We start from the raw sequence: 16,840 nt of genomic DNA, 5'->3' as shown, positions 1-16,840 counted from the left end.
GCGTGTGAGGGACGTCACCGGGTCGCTCCGAAGATGCCGTCGCCCGGCGACAACCTCGCCCGTGGATGTGCGTCCTTAACCGTGGGAGCGCCGCGAGCGCTCTCGATGTGTACCTGTCTGGCGGCTTCGAGGAGGGGCGAAGCCGCCAGGAGGTACGACCGATGTACCCGATCATGAGGACAGCGTGAGTACCGACCTGGAACAGCTGCTGCGCGACGCCTTCGAGGCCCGTGCTGCGCAGGTCACCCCGCAGGACCTGGAGCACCGACGCGAGCAGGACGTACGCCGGCTGCTGAGCGGCCGACCCGAGCGGCCACGTCAGTGGCGCACGCTGGCGATCGCCGGTGGCGGCCTCGCCGCGGCGGCGCTGGTCGTCGGCACCCTCGTGGTGACCGGCGGCGTCGACCGCCGCGCCACTGTCGCCGCCGAGCCCTCGCTGTCGCTGCGCCCCTCGACCGCCACGACGGCGGCCACCAGTGCGCCCAGCACCACGTCCGCCTCGGAGCCGGCGTCGATCACGCGCTCGCTCCCCCCGGCCGGCACCGGGACGCGGACCCGCACGCGGTACGTCCCGCCGACCCGGAGCAGCGAGGCGAGCCGGCACGCGACGAGCGTCCCACCCAGCAGCCAGGCGACCAGCGCCACCTCCGAGCCGACGACCAGCTCCTCCACGACACAAGTACCGGCGCGCCTGTCGATCGTGCCGTCGGTGTCGGTCGAGAGCCCCCAGGTCGCGGTCTCCTTCACCTACCGCGGCTACGTCCACCCGTCGACGGCGGGCGGTGTCGACCCGACCTACACGCGGATCACGTTCGGCGACGGCCAGCAGGTCGGGTCCGACGGCGGGGCCGCCACGTGCGACAGCGCTGCGTCGACCGAGCCGATGAGTGGCGCGTTTCCGCACGGCACCAACATGTACGCGGGGCCCGGCACCTACACGATCACCTTCACGGTCGGCTACTGCGGCGACAACGGTCCGACCACCGCGACGGCGACCCGCACCGTCACCATCAGCTGACCACCGACGGTCTCCTGAGGCCGCGCACATGCCGAAGGCCGGCACCCGATCGGGTGCCGGCCTTCGTCGTGCGCCGGTCCGTCAGGCGTCGCCCTTGGTCCAGTCCAGGGTGCGCTTGACCGCCTTGTTCCACTTCGCGTAGCCCGCGTCGCGGTCCTTGGCGTCCATCTGCGGCTCCCACCGCTTGTCCTCGGCCCAGTGCTTGCGCAGCTCGTCCTCGTCCTTCCAGAACCCGACCGCGAGGCCCGCGGCGTACGCCGCCCCGAGCGCCGTCGTCTCGGTGATCTTCGGCCGGATCACGGGGACGTCCAGGATGTCCGCCTGGAACTGCATCAGGGTGTCGTTGCCGACCATGCCGCCGTCGACCTTCAGCTCGGTGAGGTCGACACCGGAGTCGGCGTTCATCGCGTCGACGACCTCCTTGCTCTGGTACGCCACGGCCTCGAGCGCCGCCCGGGCGATGTGGTTCTTGGTGGCGTACCGGGTGAGGCCGACGATCACGCCGCGGGCGTCCGAACGCCAGTGCGGGGCGAACAGGCCCGAGAACGCCGGGACGACGTAGACGTCACCGTTGTCCTCGACCTGCTTGGCCAGGTCCTCGACCTCCGGGGCGTTCTTGATCAGGCCGAGGTTGTCGCGCAACCACTGCACGAGCGACCCGGTCACGGCGATCGAGCCCTCGAGGGCGTAGACCGGCTTGTTGTCGCCGATCTTGTAGCAGACCGTCGTCAGCAGGCCGTTCTTGGACATGACCTTCTCCTCGCCCGTGTTGAGCAGGAGGAAGTTGCCCGTGCCGTAGGTGTTCTTCGCCGTGCCGGTCTCGAAGCACACCTGTCCGAACGTCGCGGCCTGCTGGTCGCCGAGGATGCCGGCGATCGGGACGCCCGCGAGGACGCCGCGCTCGCGGACCTTGCCGTACTCCTCCGAGGAGGAGCGGATCTCCGGCAGCATCGACATGGGGATCTTCATGTCGGCCGCGATGGACTCGTCCCACTTCAGGGTGTCCAGATCCATCAGCATCGTGCGCGAGGCGTTGGTCACGTCGGTGACGTGGACACCGCCGTCGGTGCCGCCGGTCATGTTCCACAGCACCCAGGTGTCCATGTTGCCGAAGAGCAGGTCGCCCTTGTCGGCCTTCTCCCGGGCACCGTCGACGTTGTCCAGGATCCAGGTGACCTTCGGGCCGGAGAAGTACGTGGCCAGCGGCAGGCCGACCTTGGCCTTGTACTTCTCCGCTCCCTCCGAGCCGCCGAGCTCCTCGACGATCTGGTCGGTGCGGGTGTCCTGCCAGACGATCGCGTTGTAGACCGGCTTGCCCGTCGTCTTGTCCCAGACCACCGCGGTCTCGCGCTGGTTGGTGATGCCGACGGCGGCGATGTCGCTCGCCTTGAGGTCCTTCTGCGCGAGGGCTTCGGCCGTCACCTTGCGGGTGTTGTCCCAGACCTCGGTGGGGTTGTGCTCGACCCACCCGGCCTTCGGGAAGATCTGCTCGTGCTCCATCTGGGCGACGGACGCGACCGCACCCGACTGATCGAAGATCATGCACCGCGTGCTCGTGGTGCCCTGATCGATCGCTGCGATGTACTTGCTCATGTCAGTTCCTTTGTCCTTCAGCAGCTTTCGTGGATCAGATGTACATGTTGGCGACGAGTCCTGCGAGCACACCCCCGATGATCGGGCCCACGACCGGGATCCAGGAGTAGCCCCAGTCGTTGTTGTCCTTGTGCGGGATGGGGAGGAGTGCGTGCGCGATGCGCGGGCCGAGGTCACGCGCCGGGTTGATGGCGTAGCCCGTCGGACCACCGAGGCTCGCGCCGATGCCGACGACCAGGAGGGCGACGGCCAGCGGGCCGAGGCCGGAGGGCGTCTTGCCGAAGCAGATGATGACGAAGACCAGGACGAACGTGCCGATGATCTCGGTCACGAGGTTCCACGGCGTGCTGCGGATCTGCGCTCCGGTCGAGAAGACCCCGAGGGACGGTGCACCGGGGGTGGTCTCCACCTGAGGCTCGTCGACCAGGGCCTGGTCTTCGCCGTCGCTCACCAGCCGGCCATCGGTCCGCGCGCTGCGGGCGGCTGCCTCGACCGGCACCGCGTCATCGACCAGACGCTCGTCGAACTGACGCTTGTACGCCGCCCAGCACAGCAGCGCCCCGAGAAAGGCTCCGACGAACTCGCCGGCGAGGTAGGTCAGCGTGGAGCCCACGGTGATGTCGACGCCCTTGGCGTACGTACCGGCGTCGTTGGCCAGCAGGCCGAGTGTCACCGCCGGATTGAGGTGGGCGCCGGACTTGTACGCGGCGAAGACGCCGGCGAACACGGCGATTCCCCAGCCGAAGTTGATCATGAGGAAGCCACCCTCGTGACCGTTGTTCCTCGGTAGGACGGCGTTGGCGACGACACCACAGCCCAGCAGGGTCAGGAGCCCGGTGCCTATCACCTCGCTCACGAAAACGGATCCAAGACTCATGACCGTGCCTCTCAGACGAGACGGGTGGCCGCGCCGGACCGGTGCTGCCCACTCCGTCGTGCTCAGCGTGCTGCCAGTCCTACCGCTCCGAGCGGACGCACGTCCACGGGTTCACCCAAAACGTTCCCCCGGTGAATGCGGCGAGCGGTGGGAGCAGGACGGGGCGTAACGTTTGGCGCAACCACGTCGGACCGAGAGGAATCGCCATGGTCATGCAGCCCTTCAGCGCCACGCTCGGGCCGTCCGAGCGCGAGCGCGCCTGGCAGGAGCTCACCGAGCGCGAGTTCGACGTGCTGGTGATCGGTGGTGGGGTGACCGGCGCCGGCACCGCGCTCGACGCCGCGACCCGCGGGCTCCGCACCGGGCTGGTCGAGGCGCGCGACTTCGCGAGCGGGACGTCCTCGCGGTCGTCCAAGCTGTTCCACGGCGGCCTCCGCTACCTCGAGCAGCTGAACTTCTCGCTCGTCGCCGAGGCGCTCAAGGAGCGCGAGCTGATGCTCACCCGGATCGCGCCGCACCTGGTGCATCCGGTTCCCTTCCTGTACCCGCTGAGCCACCGCGGCTGGGAGCGACCGTACGTCGCGACCGGGCTGGCGATGTACGACCAGATGGGCGGCGCACGCTCGGTACCCCGGCAGAAGCACCTCACTCGCGGCGGCGCGCTCAAGCTCTTCCCGGGGCTGAAGTCCGACGCCCTCGTCGGGGCGGTGCGCTACTACGACGCGCAGGCCGACGACGCGCGCCACACCATGACGGTCGCCCGCACGGCAGCGCACTACGGCGCCGTGGTCCGCTCCTCCACCGAGGTCGTGGAGATCATCAAGGAGGCCGACCGGGTCACCGGGGTGGTCGTGCGCGACGTCGAGACCGACGAGCGGGCGACCGTACGAGCCAGGGTCGTCGTCAACGCCACGGGCGTGTGGACCGACGACGTGCAGAAGATGGCCGGCGGACGAGGGCGCTTCCGGGTCCGCGCGAGCAAGGGCGTGCACATCCTCGTGCCGCGCGACCGGATCGCCGGCGAGGTCGGGCTCATCCTGCGCACCGAGAAGTCGGTGCTGTTCGTCATCCCGTGGTACCAGCACTGGATCATCGGGACCACCGACACCGACTGGACGCACGACCTGGCGCATCCCGCGGCGACGGCCCACGACATCGACTACATCCTCGAGCACGTCAACACCGTGCTCGCCGTGCCGGTGACGCGCGACGACATCGTCGGGGTGTACGCCGGGCTCCGACCCCTGCTCGCCGGTGAGAGCGAGGACACCAGCCAGCTGTCCCGCGAGCACGCCGTCGCCCGGCCGGCGCCGGGACTCATCGCGATCGCCGGCGGCAAGTACACGACGTACCGGGTGATGGCGCAGGACGCGGTCGACGCCGCTGCGCAGGACCTCGGCCCGCTGAAGGACTCGGTCACCGAGCACGTCCCGCTGATCGGAGCCGACGGCTACGCCGCGATGGTCAACCTCGAGCACGAGCTCGCCGCGGAGACCGGCCTGCCCGAGTGGCGGATCGAGCACCTCCTCGGCCGGTACGGCTCCCAGCTGCACGAGGTCCTCGCGCTCGCCGAGGAGGACCCGTCGATGCTGGAACCGGTGAAGAGCGCCGAGCAGTACCTGCGGGCCGAGCTGAAGTACGCCGTCACGCACGAGGGCGCCCTGCACCTCGCCGACGTCCTCGCCCGCCGTACTCGGATGTCCATCGAGACCAGGCACCGCGGGGTCGACGCGGCCGAGGAGACCGCCGCGATCATGGCCGGTGTGCTCGGGTGGGACGACGCCAAGGTGCGCGAGGAGATCGACGCCTACGTCGAGCGGGTCCGCGCCGAGCGGGCCTCCCAGGAGCTGGACACCGACGAGGCCTCCGACGCCGCGCGGCAGGAGGCGCCCGAGACGCGCGCCGGTCTGCGGGACGTCATCGCCACCAAGTGATCGGCCGGCCTCAGGGCTGCGGCGCCACACCCCGGCGCCGGCGCAGGCGGTTGTCGAACGCGTTGAACACCACGTCGACCACGATGCCGATGGCCAGGACGATGATCATCAGCGCGATCATGTAGTTCGTGTCGCTCGTCTCGCGGCTGGCCTGCAGGAACTGCCCGAGCGAGGGCCGGTTCGCGATCGCGACGAGCAGCTCGCCGGCCAGGAGGGACCTCCAGGAGAAGGCCCACCCCTGTTTCAGGCCGGAGACGATGCTCGGCAGCGCTGCCGGCACGATGACGTGGCGATAGAGCCCGACCCGGCCGGCGCCGAGGTTCCGGCCCGCACGCACCAGCAGCGGTGGCACGTAGTCGACACCGCTGATGACGCCGTTGGCGATGGAGGGCACCGACCCGATCAGGATCACGAAGACGATCGCCGACTCGTCGATCCCGAAGAGCAGCAGTGCGAGGGGGAACCACGCGATCGACGGCATGGTCTGCAGCCCGGTGATGAGCGACCCGATCGCGGCGCGCAGGATCTTCGACTGGGACACGGCCACGCCGAGCAGCAGCCCGACGACCGTCGCGAGGAGGAAGCCGACGACTCCCCGGGTCATGGTGACGCGGATGGCGTCCCAGACGGTCGGCAGCCCGTTGCCGGCGTACTCGTCGGTGAGCGCGGCCCACAGCTCCCGCAGCACCGGACCGGGTCCGCCGAAGCCGGCCTCGGCCTTCCAGCCCGTGGCGGCGAGTGCCTGCCAGCCCGCGAGCGCGAGAGCGAGCGCCGCCACCTTGGGCCAGGTCGCGTCCCAGAGTCGACGGACCAGCGGTCGGCGAGTACGGGTCGAGTCCAGCCGGTCCAGTCCGCGCAGCTCCTGCCGGCGCAGGTCGGCCTCGGTGTCAACGGCCATGGCGGGCCACCTCCTGGCGCAACTCGGCGGTGATCTCGCCGGCGAGCGCCGCGACGTCGGGATCCTCGATGCGGCGCGGCCGCGCGATCTCGACCGGGTACTGAGCGGCGACCCGCCCGGGACGGCTGGTCAGCAGCACGACGCGGTCGCCGAGTCGGACGGCCTCGCGCACGTTGTGGGTGACGAACAGAACCGTCAGGCGGCGTTCGCGCCAGATGGACTCCAGCTCGTCGTGCAGCAGGTCGCGGGTCATCGCGTCGAGCGCGCCGAACGGCTCGTCCATCAGCAGGACCGGCGCCTTCGTCGCGAGCGTACGGGCGAGAGCGACCCGCTGCCGCATCCCGCCGGACAGCTCGTGCGGACGACGATCGGCGAACTCCTCCAGATGAACCGCAGCCAGGTGCTCGCGCGCCCGCAGGGTGCGCTCGCGTCGGCCGACTCCGTCGAGGCGCAACGGCATCGCGACGTTGTCCAGTGCCGAGAGCCAGGGAAAGAGAGCGTGCTCCTGGAACATGAAGGCCGGATCGCCCTGCACCGTCACGGTTCCGGAGGTGGGCCGGTCGAGGCCGGAGACCAGGTTGAGGAGCGTCGACTTGCCGCAGCCGGATGCTCCGACGAGGCACACGAACTCGCCGGGTGCCGCGTCGAGTGAGATGCCGTCGAGCGCGAGGACGCCGCGCTCTCCCGCGTACCGCTTCGACACGTCGCGGAGCGCGACGGCCGGACCACCCGTGGTGCCGGTCGCCGCGCCCGCGGTGGGGGTGGTCGTGGTCATCCGCTGATCTGCGGCTTGCCGCGCTGCTTGAGCAGGTCGTTGAGGATCGACAGGTCGATCAGCCCCTTGAGCTCGGGCTTCTTCTTGAGCACGCCGACCTCGTACGCGTGGTCCGCGCCGGTGGTGATCGAGGCAGGGACCGGGTCGTAGCCGAAGTCGAGCTTGTTCCAGGCCCGAGCGATGACATCGACCTTCTGCGGCTTCCCGGTGGCCTTTCCGATGACGTCCGCCACGTCCTGCTGCGCCTTCTTCGGGTTCTTGGCGATCAGGTCACCCGCGTCGAGCGCGCCGCTGAGCAGGGCCTTCACGGTGTCCGGGTGCTCCTTGAGGAACGACGTCCGGACCGCGAGCAGGGTGATCGCGAACTTCTTGTCCGGCCACAGGTCGCGCTCGTCGATCAGGACCTTTCCGCCGGCGTCCTCCAGCCGGGTCGCCCACGGCTCGGGAACCCAGGCGCCCGCGATCTTCTTCTGCTTGAAGGCGTCGAGGATCTGGGCGTTGTCCTGCGGCACGATCGAGACGTCGCCACCGCCCTGCAGGTTGGTCGTCAGGCCCTCCTGCTTGAGCTTGTAGCGCAGCGCGATGTCCTGGGTGTTGCCGAGCTGTGGGGTGCTCACCCGCTGACCCTTGAGCGCCTGGACCGAGGTGATGGAGGGATTCACCACCAAGGAGGTGCCGCCCGATGCGGCGCCGGCCACGACGGTGAGGGCCTTCCCACCGGAGTTGATGAACGCGTTGGTGGCCGGGCCGGGACCGAGGTACGTCGCGTCGATCGCGCCGGACTTCAGCGCCTCCACCGCCGCCGGGCCCGCGTTGAAGTGGCTGACCTTCAGCGAGGTGCCGCCGAGGTGCTTGGCGAACAGCCCCTCCTGGTCGGCGACGATCGGCGTCGCGTGCGTGAGGTTGGGGAAGTAGCCCAGCCGGACCGAGGCGGGCGGCTTGCCTGCGGCTGCCTGCGAGGTGCCTCCGCACCCTGACAGACCGAGACCGACGACGAGTGCTCCGAGCGTGACGAGGACGCGGCCTCGGGGTGTGGACATGTTCTCTCCTTGGACGACGGCGAGGCCCGCGCGGGCTGTCGCCATGCGGTGGCTCCGAGGAGTATTGCGACTTCTGGTTATTTGTTTAATAACCAGACATTATTGGTCTCATCGACTGAGACGGCCCCGATCGTCGTGGGGCTCGGCCACGGCCAGCACACAGAAACCCCACAGGTTCGCCCTGGCGCATGCATAGCCCGGGGCGGTTCACTCGTGAGCATGACCTCTCGTACGCCCACGCTCACCCGCGCGGACGGCAGCCCCGTTCGCGTCCTCGTCGTCGACGACGAGCCGAACCTCACCGAGCTGCTCGCCATGGCGCTGCGGTACGAGGGCTGGGACATCCAGGCGGCGAGCACCGGCTCCGGCGCGGTGCGTACGGCGAAGGAGTTCAGGCCGGACGCCGTCGTCCTCGACATCATGCTGCCCGACTTCGACGGCATGGAGGTCCTGCGCCGGCTGCGCGACGACAACCCCGCTGTACCCGTGCTGTTCCTCACGGCTCGCGACGCCGTCGAGGACCGCGTCGCCGGGCTGACCGCCGGCGGTGACGACTACGTCACCAAGCCGTTCTCCCTGGAGGAGGTCGTCGCCAGGGTCCGGGCGCTCCTGCGACGTGCTGTGGTCCTCGCGCCCGAGCCGGAGTCCGTGCTCAGCGTCGGCGACCTCACGCTCGACGAGGACAGCCACGAGGTACGCCGCGCCGGCGTCGAGATCGCCCTGACTGCAACGGAGTTCGAGCTGCTTCGCTTCCTGATGCGGAACCCGAAGCGGGTCCTTTCCAAGGCACAGATCCTCGACCGCGTCTGGCACTACGACTTCGGCGGCCAGGCGAACGTCGTCGAGCTCTACATCTCCTACCTGCGCAAGAAGGTCGACGCCGGGAGGGAGCCGATGATCCACACGATGCGCGGGGCCGGCTATGTCCTCAAGCCCGTCCCATGAGGCGGCTCCTGCACCCCGGCTCGTGGAGCCTGCGCACGACCCTGGTCGCCTCCATGGTGCTGCTTTTCGTCGCGGTGACCACCGCCGTCGGGGCGCTCACCGTGCTGCGCCTCGACCGCACGCTGACGGGCCAGGTCGACGACCAGCTGCGCACCTCGTCGGCCGCCATCGAGGCCGGCGGCGGCCGACGTCAGCCCGGACCGGGCCCAGTGGTCGGCAGCGGCGACCTGCGCCTGGACGTGGCGTCCGACGGGACGATCCTCCCGAGCCGAGGCGGTGGTCCCGACGACGCCGATGGCCAACAGCTACGCCCCAGCGCGACGATCAACTACCCCGGCGGGACGACCCAGCTCACGTCGGCCCAGATCGCGCGCTTGCGAGCCGTCCCCATCGGTACGGCTCCCCGGACGGTCGATCTGGGCGGCAGTGCCGGCCACTACCGGGTCGTGTCGGTCCGCCACCCGGTCGTCGTCGTATCGGGTGACGTCGCGCGCCGCCTCCAGGTCACGACCACGGTAGGGCTGCCCGTCGACCCGGTCGAGGACACGGTCCGTCGTACGGCGTTCTCAGTGGCGCTGCTCACCGCGCTCGGCCTGCTCGTGCTGACCGCCGCGGCGGCCTGGGTGGTCCGTCGCAGCCTTGCTCCGCTGCGACGGGTCGCGGGCACGGCCACCCGGGTGTCGCAGCTCCCGCTGTCCTCCGGACCGGGCGGCACCCAGGAGCGGGTCCCCGCCACCGACACCGACACCCGTACCGAGGTCGGTCAGGTCGGGTCGGCGCTCAACGGGCTGCTCGACCACGTCGACCGGTCGCTCGCCGCGCGCCACCGCTCGGAGATGCAGGTCCGCCAGTTCGTGGCGGACGCGAGCCACGAGCTGAGGACGCCGCTCGCCTCGATCAAGGGCTACGCCGAGCTGTCCCGTCGTGAGCCGGATCCGGTGCCCCAGGGCGTCACGCACGCGCTCGGCCGCATCGAGTCCGAGGCCGACCGGATGACCTCGCTCGTCGAGGACCTCCTGCTGCTCGCCCGGATCGACGCCGGACGGCCGTTGGACCGCTCGCCGGTCGACCTCACCCGACTCGCGGTCGAGACGGTGAGTGACGCGCACGCCGCCGGACCCGAGCACGTGTGGTCCCTCGACCTGCCCGATGCGCCGTGCGAGGTCGTGGGCGACGAGGGTCGCCTGCGCCAGGTCCTGATCAACCTGCTCGCCAACGCGCGCCGGCACACCCCGCCCGGCACCGCCGTCACCACCGTCGTCCGTCCCGTGCCGGACGGTGGCGCCGAGCTGGTCGTCCGCGACGACGGGCCGGGCATCCCGAAGGAGCTGCAGACGCACGTCTTCGAGCGGTTCACCCGGGGCGACTCCGCCCGGACCCGCGTCGAGGGGAGCACGGGCCTGGGTCTGTCGATCGTCCGCGCGGTGATGAACGCCCACGGTGGTCAGGTGCGGCTGCAGTCACGGCCGGGGTCGACCGAGGTGATCCTGTCGCTGCCCGGGCCAACTACGCTTCCGGGTGGCGGGAACGCCGCACCGGCGGGGCCGCAGGGGGCGCCCGAGCCGCACCCGCCGGTCACCGCCGGCTGACCGAAGGAGAGCCCGTGCCAGGTCCGGCCAACCTGCTGCCCCGTCGCCTCGGCGGCGAGATGCTGCGCTTCGCGGTCGTCGGCGTGGGGAGCACAGCCCTCAGCGTCGCGCTGTTCGCTCTCTTCGCGAGTGTGACCACCCATCAGTGGGCCAACGTCCTGGCGCTGCTGCTCAGCACGGTCGCCAACACCGCCGTCAACCGCCGATTCACCTTCGGCGTCCAGGGTCGTACGGGCGCCGTGCGGGTCCAGCTGCAGTCGCTCCTGCTCCTCGGCGTGAGCTGGGCACTGACGGCGCTCGCGCTGTGGCTGCTGAACCGCGCCGCGCCGGATGCCGGCACGTGGGTCGCCACGGCTGTGTTCCTCGTCGGCAACGCGGTCGCCACGGTGGTGCGGTTCTGGTTGCTGCGACGGTGGTTCCGGCCTGGCGCCCACCCGGCCAGCCCGGACCACCAGCAGGCCGAGAGCGTGCTGGAGAGCCTGCCGATGTCGGCGCACTGGGAGCGGTCCGGCGAGGGAGCGAACCCGGCCCGGACAGACTGAAGGGGTACGACCACGGTGCGCGGTCGTACCCCTCGTCCTCTATGCGGAGGCGGAGGGATTTGAACCCTCGATGGGGTTGTAGCCCCAAACCCGCTTAGCAGGCGGGCGCCATAGACCTGACTAGGCGACGCCTCCAGATCAAGCGCAGGCAAGGCTACCTGCGAGGGGCCGTCGCCACCAAACCGGATCCGGCGGCGCGTGACAACCTACGATCAGGCCGCAGCGTCTAGGGTTCAGAGGCGTGTTCTCTGCGGCGTGATCTTCCTGTGTTTTGGCTGAACCGGCTCGTCATGATGCCCGGATCGGGGACGATGAGCGGCGCGCTAGCCACGGCTCGCACCTCGGGGTTTGGTTCGTCCTGCCTTGTAGGTCACGATGTGATGAAGCCCTAGGGCAGACGACGACCAGAGGACATTCGACGATGACGAACGGTGCCTACGAGGCGCTTCGCCGTCAGCCGCGGGACGGCTCCGAGCGTGCGGATGAGTCCGACTCGGGCCAGCTGCTCACCCGCTCGCAGATGCGTGGTCGTCGTACGCACGAGGTCCGCCGCGCGCTCGGGCTCACCGCGCTGAGCACCGTCTTCCCCGGCCTCGGTCTGATCTTCACCCGACGTCACCGGTTCGGCTTCGTGCTGCTGGCGGGGGCCGCGCTGAGCGCCCTGGTGATGGCCTACTTCGTCGCCAACGGCGGCATCCTCACGGCCGCCACGCAGCTGCTCAGCAAGAAGGGGCTGCTCGCGCTGCTCGCGGCCTTCCTCATCGGCGGCATCCTGTGGGTGTTTGGCATCATGCTCACCGCCCGTGAGACGTCCCGTCGCGGCTGGGGTGCGAAGGCCCGCTGGCTGCAGCGCGTGTTCACGCTGGTCATGTGCCTGGTGGTCGCCGTGCCCGCCGCTCGTGCCACGCAGTACGTCCTGATCACTCAGGACACGTTCGGGTCGATGTTCCAGGACCGGTTCACCGGCCGCGGCCACGACGTGGCAGGTCCGGGCGGCGGCGCCAACCCCTGGAAGGACGTCCCGCGCGTCAACATCCTTCTGCTCGGCTCGGACGCCGGACTGGACCGTGTCGGTGTCCGCACCGACTCGATGATGGTGGTCAGCATCGACACCAGGACCGGCGACTCGGTGCTCATCAGCATCCCGCGCAACCTGCAGAAGGTCCCCTTCCCGGAGGACAACCCGCTGCACGAGGTCTGGCCCGACGGCTTCGACTGCGGGATCGACTGCCAGATGGACGCCGTCTGGCAGCAGGCAGCCTCCGATCACAAGGACCTGTACCCCGCGGATGAGAAGTACCCCGGCTGGAACACCACTCGAGAGGTCATCGAGGAGGTCGTCGGGCTGCAGATGAACTACTCGGTGGTCATCAACCTGCAGGGCTTCCAGCAGCTGGTCGACGCCATGGGCGGCGTGACGATGACCGTCCCGGAAGGTCCCTCCGGCAAGGGCATCGCGATCGGTGGCGTCATCAAGAACGGCCACATCGTGAAGGGATCGATCACCGGCTACGTCGAGCCGGGCACCCGCAAGCTCACCGGCCGCGAGGCGCTCTGGTACTCCCGTAGCCGCGCCGAGGACCCGACCGGTGACAACGGCCGGATGAAGCGGCAGCAGTGCATGGTCAACGCCCTGGTCGATCAGACCAACCCGGCACAGATGCTCGCGAAGTTCCCCGCCATCATGCAGGTCGCCAAGAAGAACATCCTGCTCGACGTCCCGCAGGACGACCTCTCGGCGTTCTCGGAGCTGGTGACCAAGATGAAGAAGGGTCACATGCGCAGCGTTCACCTCGGGACCCCCGTCATCAACACCGCGAAGCCCAACTTCACGAAGATCCGCTCGCTCGTCGACCAGGCGATCAACCCGCCGGCGCCCGCGGCGAGCACCGAAACGGCGGCGCCCACCGCCGGCTCGACGGACGGCGCGACTCCTGGCGCCACCGACGGTGCGACCCCGGGCGAGACCCCCACCGACGAGACGTCCAGCGAGCCGACCGGCTCGTCCTCGTCCAGCACGAACGGCGCTATCTCCAGTACTGCCGGATCCTGCTGAGGTGCTCAGCCGTCGGTCAGACCGGTGCTGTTGGATGAGCGCATGCCTCGATCTACAGTCCTGACCGCCGCGGGAGCCGGCGTCCTCGTCGCCGGCGGGTTGGGCGGTTACACACTGTGGCACCAGCACCAGCAGACGTCCGAGCAGGACGACGGCGCACGCTCCGCGGCCACCTCGTTCGCGCGGGCCTGGGAGGAGCGCAGCCTGGAGAAGGCGTCCTACGTCGGCACCTCTCCTGCGGGCGCGGCGCAGAACTTCCGTACCGCCACCCACGCTCTCGGCGACGGCCCGGTGTCGGTCGAGGTCGGAAAGATCGACCGGTCCGGGTCCACCGCGACCGCGACGCTACGGGTGAGCTGGACGCTCGCGGACGGGACGAAGTTCGACTGGGACGACCCGGTCCCCCTCGCGACCTCCGGTGATGCGTGGGGTGTGAAGATCGGCGACCGCTCGCTGTGGCACCCGAAGCTGAGCGCGAACGACGCGTTCGCCGTCAACGCGCCGAGCACCGCCACGCGCGGCGAGATCCTCGGCCGAGGCGGCGCGAAGATCATGTCGAACCAGACGGTGTACGACATCCAGATCGACCCGGGCAAGGCGACGCGGAGCAGCGTCCAGCAGCTGGAGGGTGTGGTCAGCGCCGACCCGGGCAGCCTCACCGGCAAGCTGCGCCAGGCCCAGTCCTCCGGGTCCAAGGCAGCCATCCCGGTCATCACCTACCGGGACAGCGACTACGCCTCCCGCAAGAGCAGGATCGAGGGGCTGACCGGCGTCCTGGTGAGCGAGCGCCAGCAGCCGCTCGCCCCGACCCGCACCTTCGGGCAGCCGTTGCTCGGCGCGGTCGGGCCGGTCACCGGCGAGATGATCAAGGACCACCCGGACCGGTACCGCGCAGGGATGTACGCCGGGACGTCCGGCCTGCAGGCCGCCTACGACCAGACCCTTGCCCCGAGCGGGGGGTTGAGCGTGTCCCCACGGAGCAACCCGGACCAGATCCTGCACGGCTCCAAGCCGCAGAACGGCAAGAACCTGCAGACCACCCTCGACCCGAAGGTCCAGGGCGCCGCCGAAGCGGCGTTGACCAAGACCGGCAAGACCCCCTCGGCGCTGGTCGCCATCGACGTCAAGACCGGAGACGTCCTGGCGGCCGCGAACTCCCCGTCGTACGGCATCAATCGCGCGCTGAGCGGCCGCTACCAGCCGGGCTCCACGCTGAAGGTCTCCTCGACGTACGCGCTCCTCACCAAGGGCTTCAACCCGACGACCAAGGTCGCCTGCCCGCCGGACATCGTCGTCGACGGTCGCCGGATCGGGAACTTCGAGAAGGAGACGCTGTCCGACCCGACGTTCGTCGAGGACTTCGCGCACTCGTGCAACACCGCGTTCGTCCAGGCGACCTCGAGCCTCGCTCCGAACGACATGCACGACGCCGCGCTCGCCCTCGGTATCGATCAGGACTGGGGCAAGCAGCTCGGTGTCCCGGCGTTCACCGGTTCGGTGCCCCCGACCACCGGCAAGGTGGACCAGGCGGCCGCGAGCTTCGGTCAGGGCCGCACCCTCGCCTCGCCCCTGGCGGTCGCGGTGATGTCGGGCTCGGTCGCGAGAGGCTCGTTCATCCCGCCCGCGCTGGTGAGCGGCCAGGGCGGCGACCGTACCCCCAAGCCGCTCGACGCGAACGCCTTGAGCCAGCTGCACATGATGATGCGGCAGGTCGTCACGAACGGCTCCGGCACGGTGATGCAGGGGACGCCCGGCGGCGACGTCTACGCCAAGACCGGCACCGCCGAGTTCACCGAGAAGGGCGAGCCGGTCGTTCGCGCCTGGCTGACCGGCTGGCAGGGCGACGTCGCGTTCGCCGTGATGGTGGAGCAGGTGTCCCCGGGTCAGACCGGAGGCACCGTCGCCGCACCGGTGGCCAAGGACTTCTTCACCCGGCTGCGGACCGGCTGACCGCCGGATCGTCAGCACAACGAAGCCCCGGAACCTTTCGGTTCCGGGGCTTCGTCTCGTGCCGATCAGGTCGGCCGATGGAAAGTCTGAATCAGACCGTGGTGACGTTGGTCGCCTGCGGACCCTTGTCGCCCTGGGTGATCTCGAACTCGACACGCTGCGCCTCGTCCAGGCTGCGGTAGCCCTGGGTCTGGATGGCGGAGTAGTGGACGAACACGTCCGGGCCGCCACCATCCTGGGCGATGAAGCCGAAGCCCTTCTCAGCGTTGAACCACTTCACGGTTCCCTGTGCCATGGGGGTAACTCTCAATCTGTTGCTCTGGCGTTGACACCCCGCGTCGCGGAGCGGCGGCTGCCGCTGGTCTTACCCCCGAAAGCGTGGAACACGCCCCACAACGCCGAAGCGCCCGCTACGCGCGGGCACCTCATCGTCCTGAGAGGAACTGCAACTGCAACCGCGCAAGACGTTAGCACGCGAGGCCCGGACATCGAGAAGATGGCGGACGACGGAAATCCGGCCGTAGCAGCCGCTCGGAACCCCTCGACGAGCGTCGTCACCGGCCGTCCGCCGGCTGGAGCCGGACGGACGGACCGGTGACGGTCGGACGAGGTGAGTCGGATCAGCCGTTGGAGCCGGAGCTCGCCGCCTGCTTCTGCGACGTGCTGGACGAGGCGTTCTTGGCGTTGTCGGTCGCCTCGGGGTCGACCTTGCTCAGCGCCTTGGCGACCTCGGCACTGAGGACGTCGCTCAGGCGGGACAGCTCGGAGCGCACGTCGGACTGCAGGCCGCTGAGACGAGCCAGCTCCTGGGTCGACTGGTCGCGCTGGCGCCGGATGTCGGACTCGGCGCGCTGGCGGGTGTCGTCCGCCGCCGCCTCGGCCTCCTTGCGCAGCCGCAGCGCCGCCTGCTCAGCGGCGGTGTGCATGTGCTCGGCCTGCTGGCGGGCAGCGGCGAGCTGGTCGGCGATCTGCTGCTCACGCTCCTGCAGCTCGGCGGACCGCTGCGAGGACTGCTGCTCCAGCAGCGAGGCCCGCGCGATCAGCGACTGCTCGATGTCGTGGCGGTGCTTCTCGGCGTCGGTCCGCGCCTTCTCGAGGATCCCCGCGGACTCGCGGCTCGCGCTGTTGCGCATCTCGGTGGCCTCCTGCTCGGCCAGCCGCAGCAGCTTCTCGGCGCGGAACCCGAAGCTGTCCTCCGGGACCGACGGCTCACCGTTGGCCGTACGAGCGCGCAGCTCACGCAGCTCGGACTGGGTGCGCTCGGCGGACTCGGCCGTCAGCTGGTGCTGGCGGTTCGCCTCGGCCAGGCGCACCTTGAGCCGGGTGATCTCCTTGTTGCGGGTGGACAGGGCGTCGTCGACCTGCCGGCGGTCGTAGCCGCGCAGCACGGTGTCGAAGATCTGGTCGTTCTGGCCCTCCTCACGCTGAGGGATCGGCGGCCCTGCAGGCGTCGAGTCGGAGGATTTGCCGTTCGGGGTGGCCGAGTTCGCCACGGGTTCACTTCCTTAGTCCAGGACGTGCGCCAGCGCGAAGCAGCACATCGGATGGGGCGTGCCCGGTCGGACATCCGGTCACGCGGGGCAGGCCCACCGGGTGAGCCCAGGTCGTACGGGGAGGGAGGCA

General features: G+C 69.9%; 14 protein-coding genes and 1 tRNA gene. 7 read left to right on the top strand and 8 right to left on the bottom strand.

Going from position 1 to position 16,840, the window contains the following annotated elements:
- Positions 1-184: 184 nt before the first annotated feature.
- Positions 185-1,018, top strand: a complete 834-nt coding sequence (locus P4R38_RS01140; RefSeq protein ID WP_277190626.1) for a hypothetical protein — start codon at positions 185-187, stop codon at positions 1,016-1,018.
- Between the two features lie 81 nt (positions 1,019-1,099).
- On the opposite strand, the gene glpK is transcribed toward P4R38_RS01140, so the two are convergent.
- Together glpK and P4R38_RS01130 are read right to left on the bottom strand one after the other, a co-directional pair.
- Positions 1,100-2,611: a glycerol kinase GlpK gene (glpK, locus tag P4R38_RS01135; RefSeq protein WP_277190624.1), complete on the bottom strand. Its 1,512-nt coding sequence runs from the start codon at positions 2,609-2,611 to the stop codon at positions 1,100-1,102.
- Between the two features lie 34 nt (positions 2,612-2,645).
- Positions 2,646-3,488 carry an MIP/aquaporin family protein gene (locus P4R38_RS01130; protein WP_275237153.1) on the bottom strand — a complete coding sequence of 281 codons (843 nt, stop codon included), beginning with the start codon at positions 3,486-3,488 and terminating at the stop codon, positions 2,646-2,648.
- 206 nt (positions 3,489-3,694) lie between these two features.
- Between P4R38_RS01130 and P4R38_RS01125 the strand changes: the two genes are divergently transcribed.
- Positions 3,695-5,422, top strand: coding sequence for a glycerol-3-phosphate dehydrogenase/oxidase (locus P4R38_RS01125; protein ID WP_275237152.1), 1,728 nt, complete (start codon positions 3,695-3,697; stop codon positions 5,420-5,422).
- Between the two features lie 10 nt (positions 5,423-5,432).
- Here the strand turns inward: P4R38_RS01125 and P4R38_RS01120 are convergent, their stop codons facing one another.
- The 3 genes from P4R38_RS01120 to P4R38_RS01110 are packed head-to-tail and all read right to left on the bottom strand — an operon-like array spanning position 5,433 to position 8,135.
- Entirely contained in the window at positions 5,433-6,320 is an 888-nt protein-coding gene (locus P4R38_RS01120) for an ABC transporter permease (protein ID WP_277190621.1), read from the bottom strand.
- Positions 6,310-7,095, bottom strand: coding sequence for an ABC transporter ATP-binding protein (locus tag P4R38_RS01115; RefSeq protein ID WP_277190620.1), 786 nt, complete (start codon positions 7,093-7,095; stop codon positions 6,310-6,312). Before P4R38_RS01115 ends, P4R38_RS01120 begins: the two co-directional genes overlap by 11 nt.
- Positions 7,092-8,135 carry an ABC transporter substrate-binding protein gene (locus P4R38_RS01110; RefSeq protein WP_275237148.1) on the bottom strand — a complete coding sequence of 348 codons (1,044 nt, stop codon included), beginning with the start codon at positions 8,133-8,135 and terminating at the stop codon, positions 7,092-7,094. The genes P4R38_RS01115 and P4R38_RS01110 overlap by 4 nt, the downstream gene beginning before the upstream one ends.
- Positions 8,136-8,354: 219 nt before the next feature.
- Between P4R38_RS01110 and P4R38_RS01105 the strand changes: the two genes are divergently transcribed.
- From P4R38_RS01105 to P4R38_RS01095, 3 genes are read left to right on the top strand one after another with little or no spacing between them, the layout of a single operon-like run.
- Positions 8,355-9,080, top strand: a complete 726-nt coding sequence (locus tag P4R38_RS01105; protein ID WP_277190619.1) for a response regulator transcription factor — start codon at positions 8,355-8,357, stop codon at positions 9,078-9,080.
- Complete coding sequence (locus tag P4R38_RS01100) at positions 9,077-10,669, top strand: sensor histidine kinase (RefSeq protein WP_277190618.1); 1,593 nt, start codon at positions 9,077-9,079, stop codon at positions 10,667-10,669. Before P4R38_RS01105 ends, P4R38_RS01100 begins: the two co-directional genes overlap by 4 nt.
- A gap of 14 nt (positions 10,670-10,683) precedes the next feature.
- Positions 10,684-11,211: a GtrA family protein gene (locus P4R38_RS01095; protein WP_277190617.1), complete on the top strand. Its 528-nt coding sequence runs from the start codon at positions 10,684-10,686 to the stop codon at positions 11,209-11,211.
- 44 nt (positions 11,212-11,255) lie between these two features.
- Here P4R38_RS01095 and P4R38_RS01090 read toward each other — a convergent pair.
- A tRNA-Ser gene (locus P4R38_RS01090) sits at positions 11,256-11,346 on the bottom strand.
- Between the two features lie 286 nt (positions 11,347-11,632).
- Between P4R38_RS01090 and P4R38_RS01085 the strand changes: the two genes are divergently transcribed.
- Positions 11,633-13,267: an LCP family protein gene (locus P4R38_RS01085; protein ID WP_277190616.1), complete on the top strand. Its 1,635-nt coding sequence runs from the start codon at positions 11,633-11,635 to the stop codon at positions 13,265-13,267.
- Positions 13,268-13,309: 42 nt separating this feature from the next.
- Positions 13,310-15,217 (top strand): penicillin-binding transpeptidase domain-containing protein, encoded by a 1,908-nt coding sequence (locus P4R38_RS01080; protein ID WP_277190615.1) that lies wholly within the window; start codon positions 13,310-13,312, stop codon positions 15,215-15,217.
- A 91-nt stretch (positions 15,218-15,308) separates the two neighbouring features.
- Here P4R38_RS01080 and P4R38_RS01075 read toward each other — a convergent pair whose 3' ends face one another.
- Together P4R38_RS01075 and P4R38_RS01070 are read right to left on the bottom strand one after the other, a co-directional pair.
- Positions 15,309-15,512: a cold-shock protein gene (locus P4R38_RS01075; RefSeq protein WP_052595966.1), complete on the bottom strand. Its 204-nt coding sequence runs from the start codon at positions 15,510-15,512 to the stop codon at positions 15,309-15,311.
- Positions 15,513-15,837: 325 nt separating this feature from the next.
- A complete protein-coding gene (locus tag P4R38_RS01070) occupies positions 15,838-16,710 on the bottom strand; it encodes a coiled-coil domain-containing protein (RefSeq protein ID WP_275237141.1) in 873 nt (290 codons plus the stop codon).
- Positions 16,711-16,840 lie beyond the last annotated feature (130 nt).

The organism is Luteipulveratus flavus, from assembly GCF_029439465.1.
Lineage (GTDB): Bacteria > Actinomycetota > Actinomycetes > Actinomycetales > Dermatophilaceae > Luteipulveratus > Luteipulveratus flavus.
This window is presented reverse-complemented; position numbering and strand designations above follow the sequence as displayed.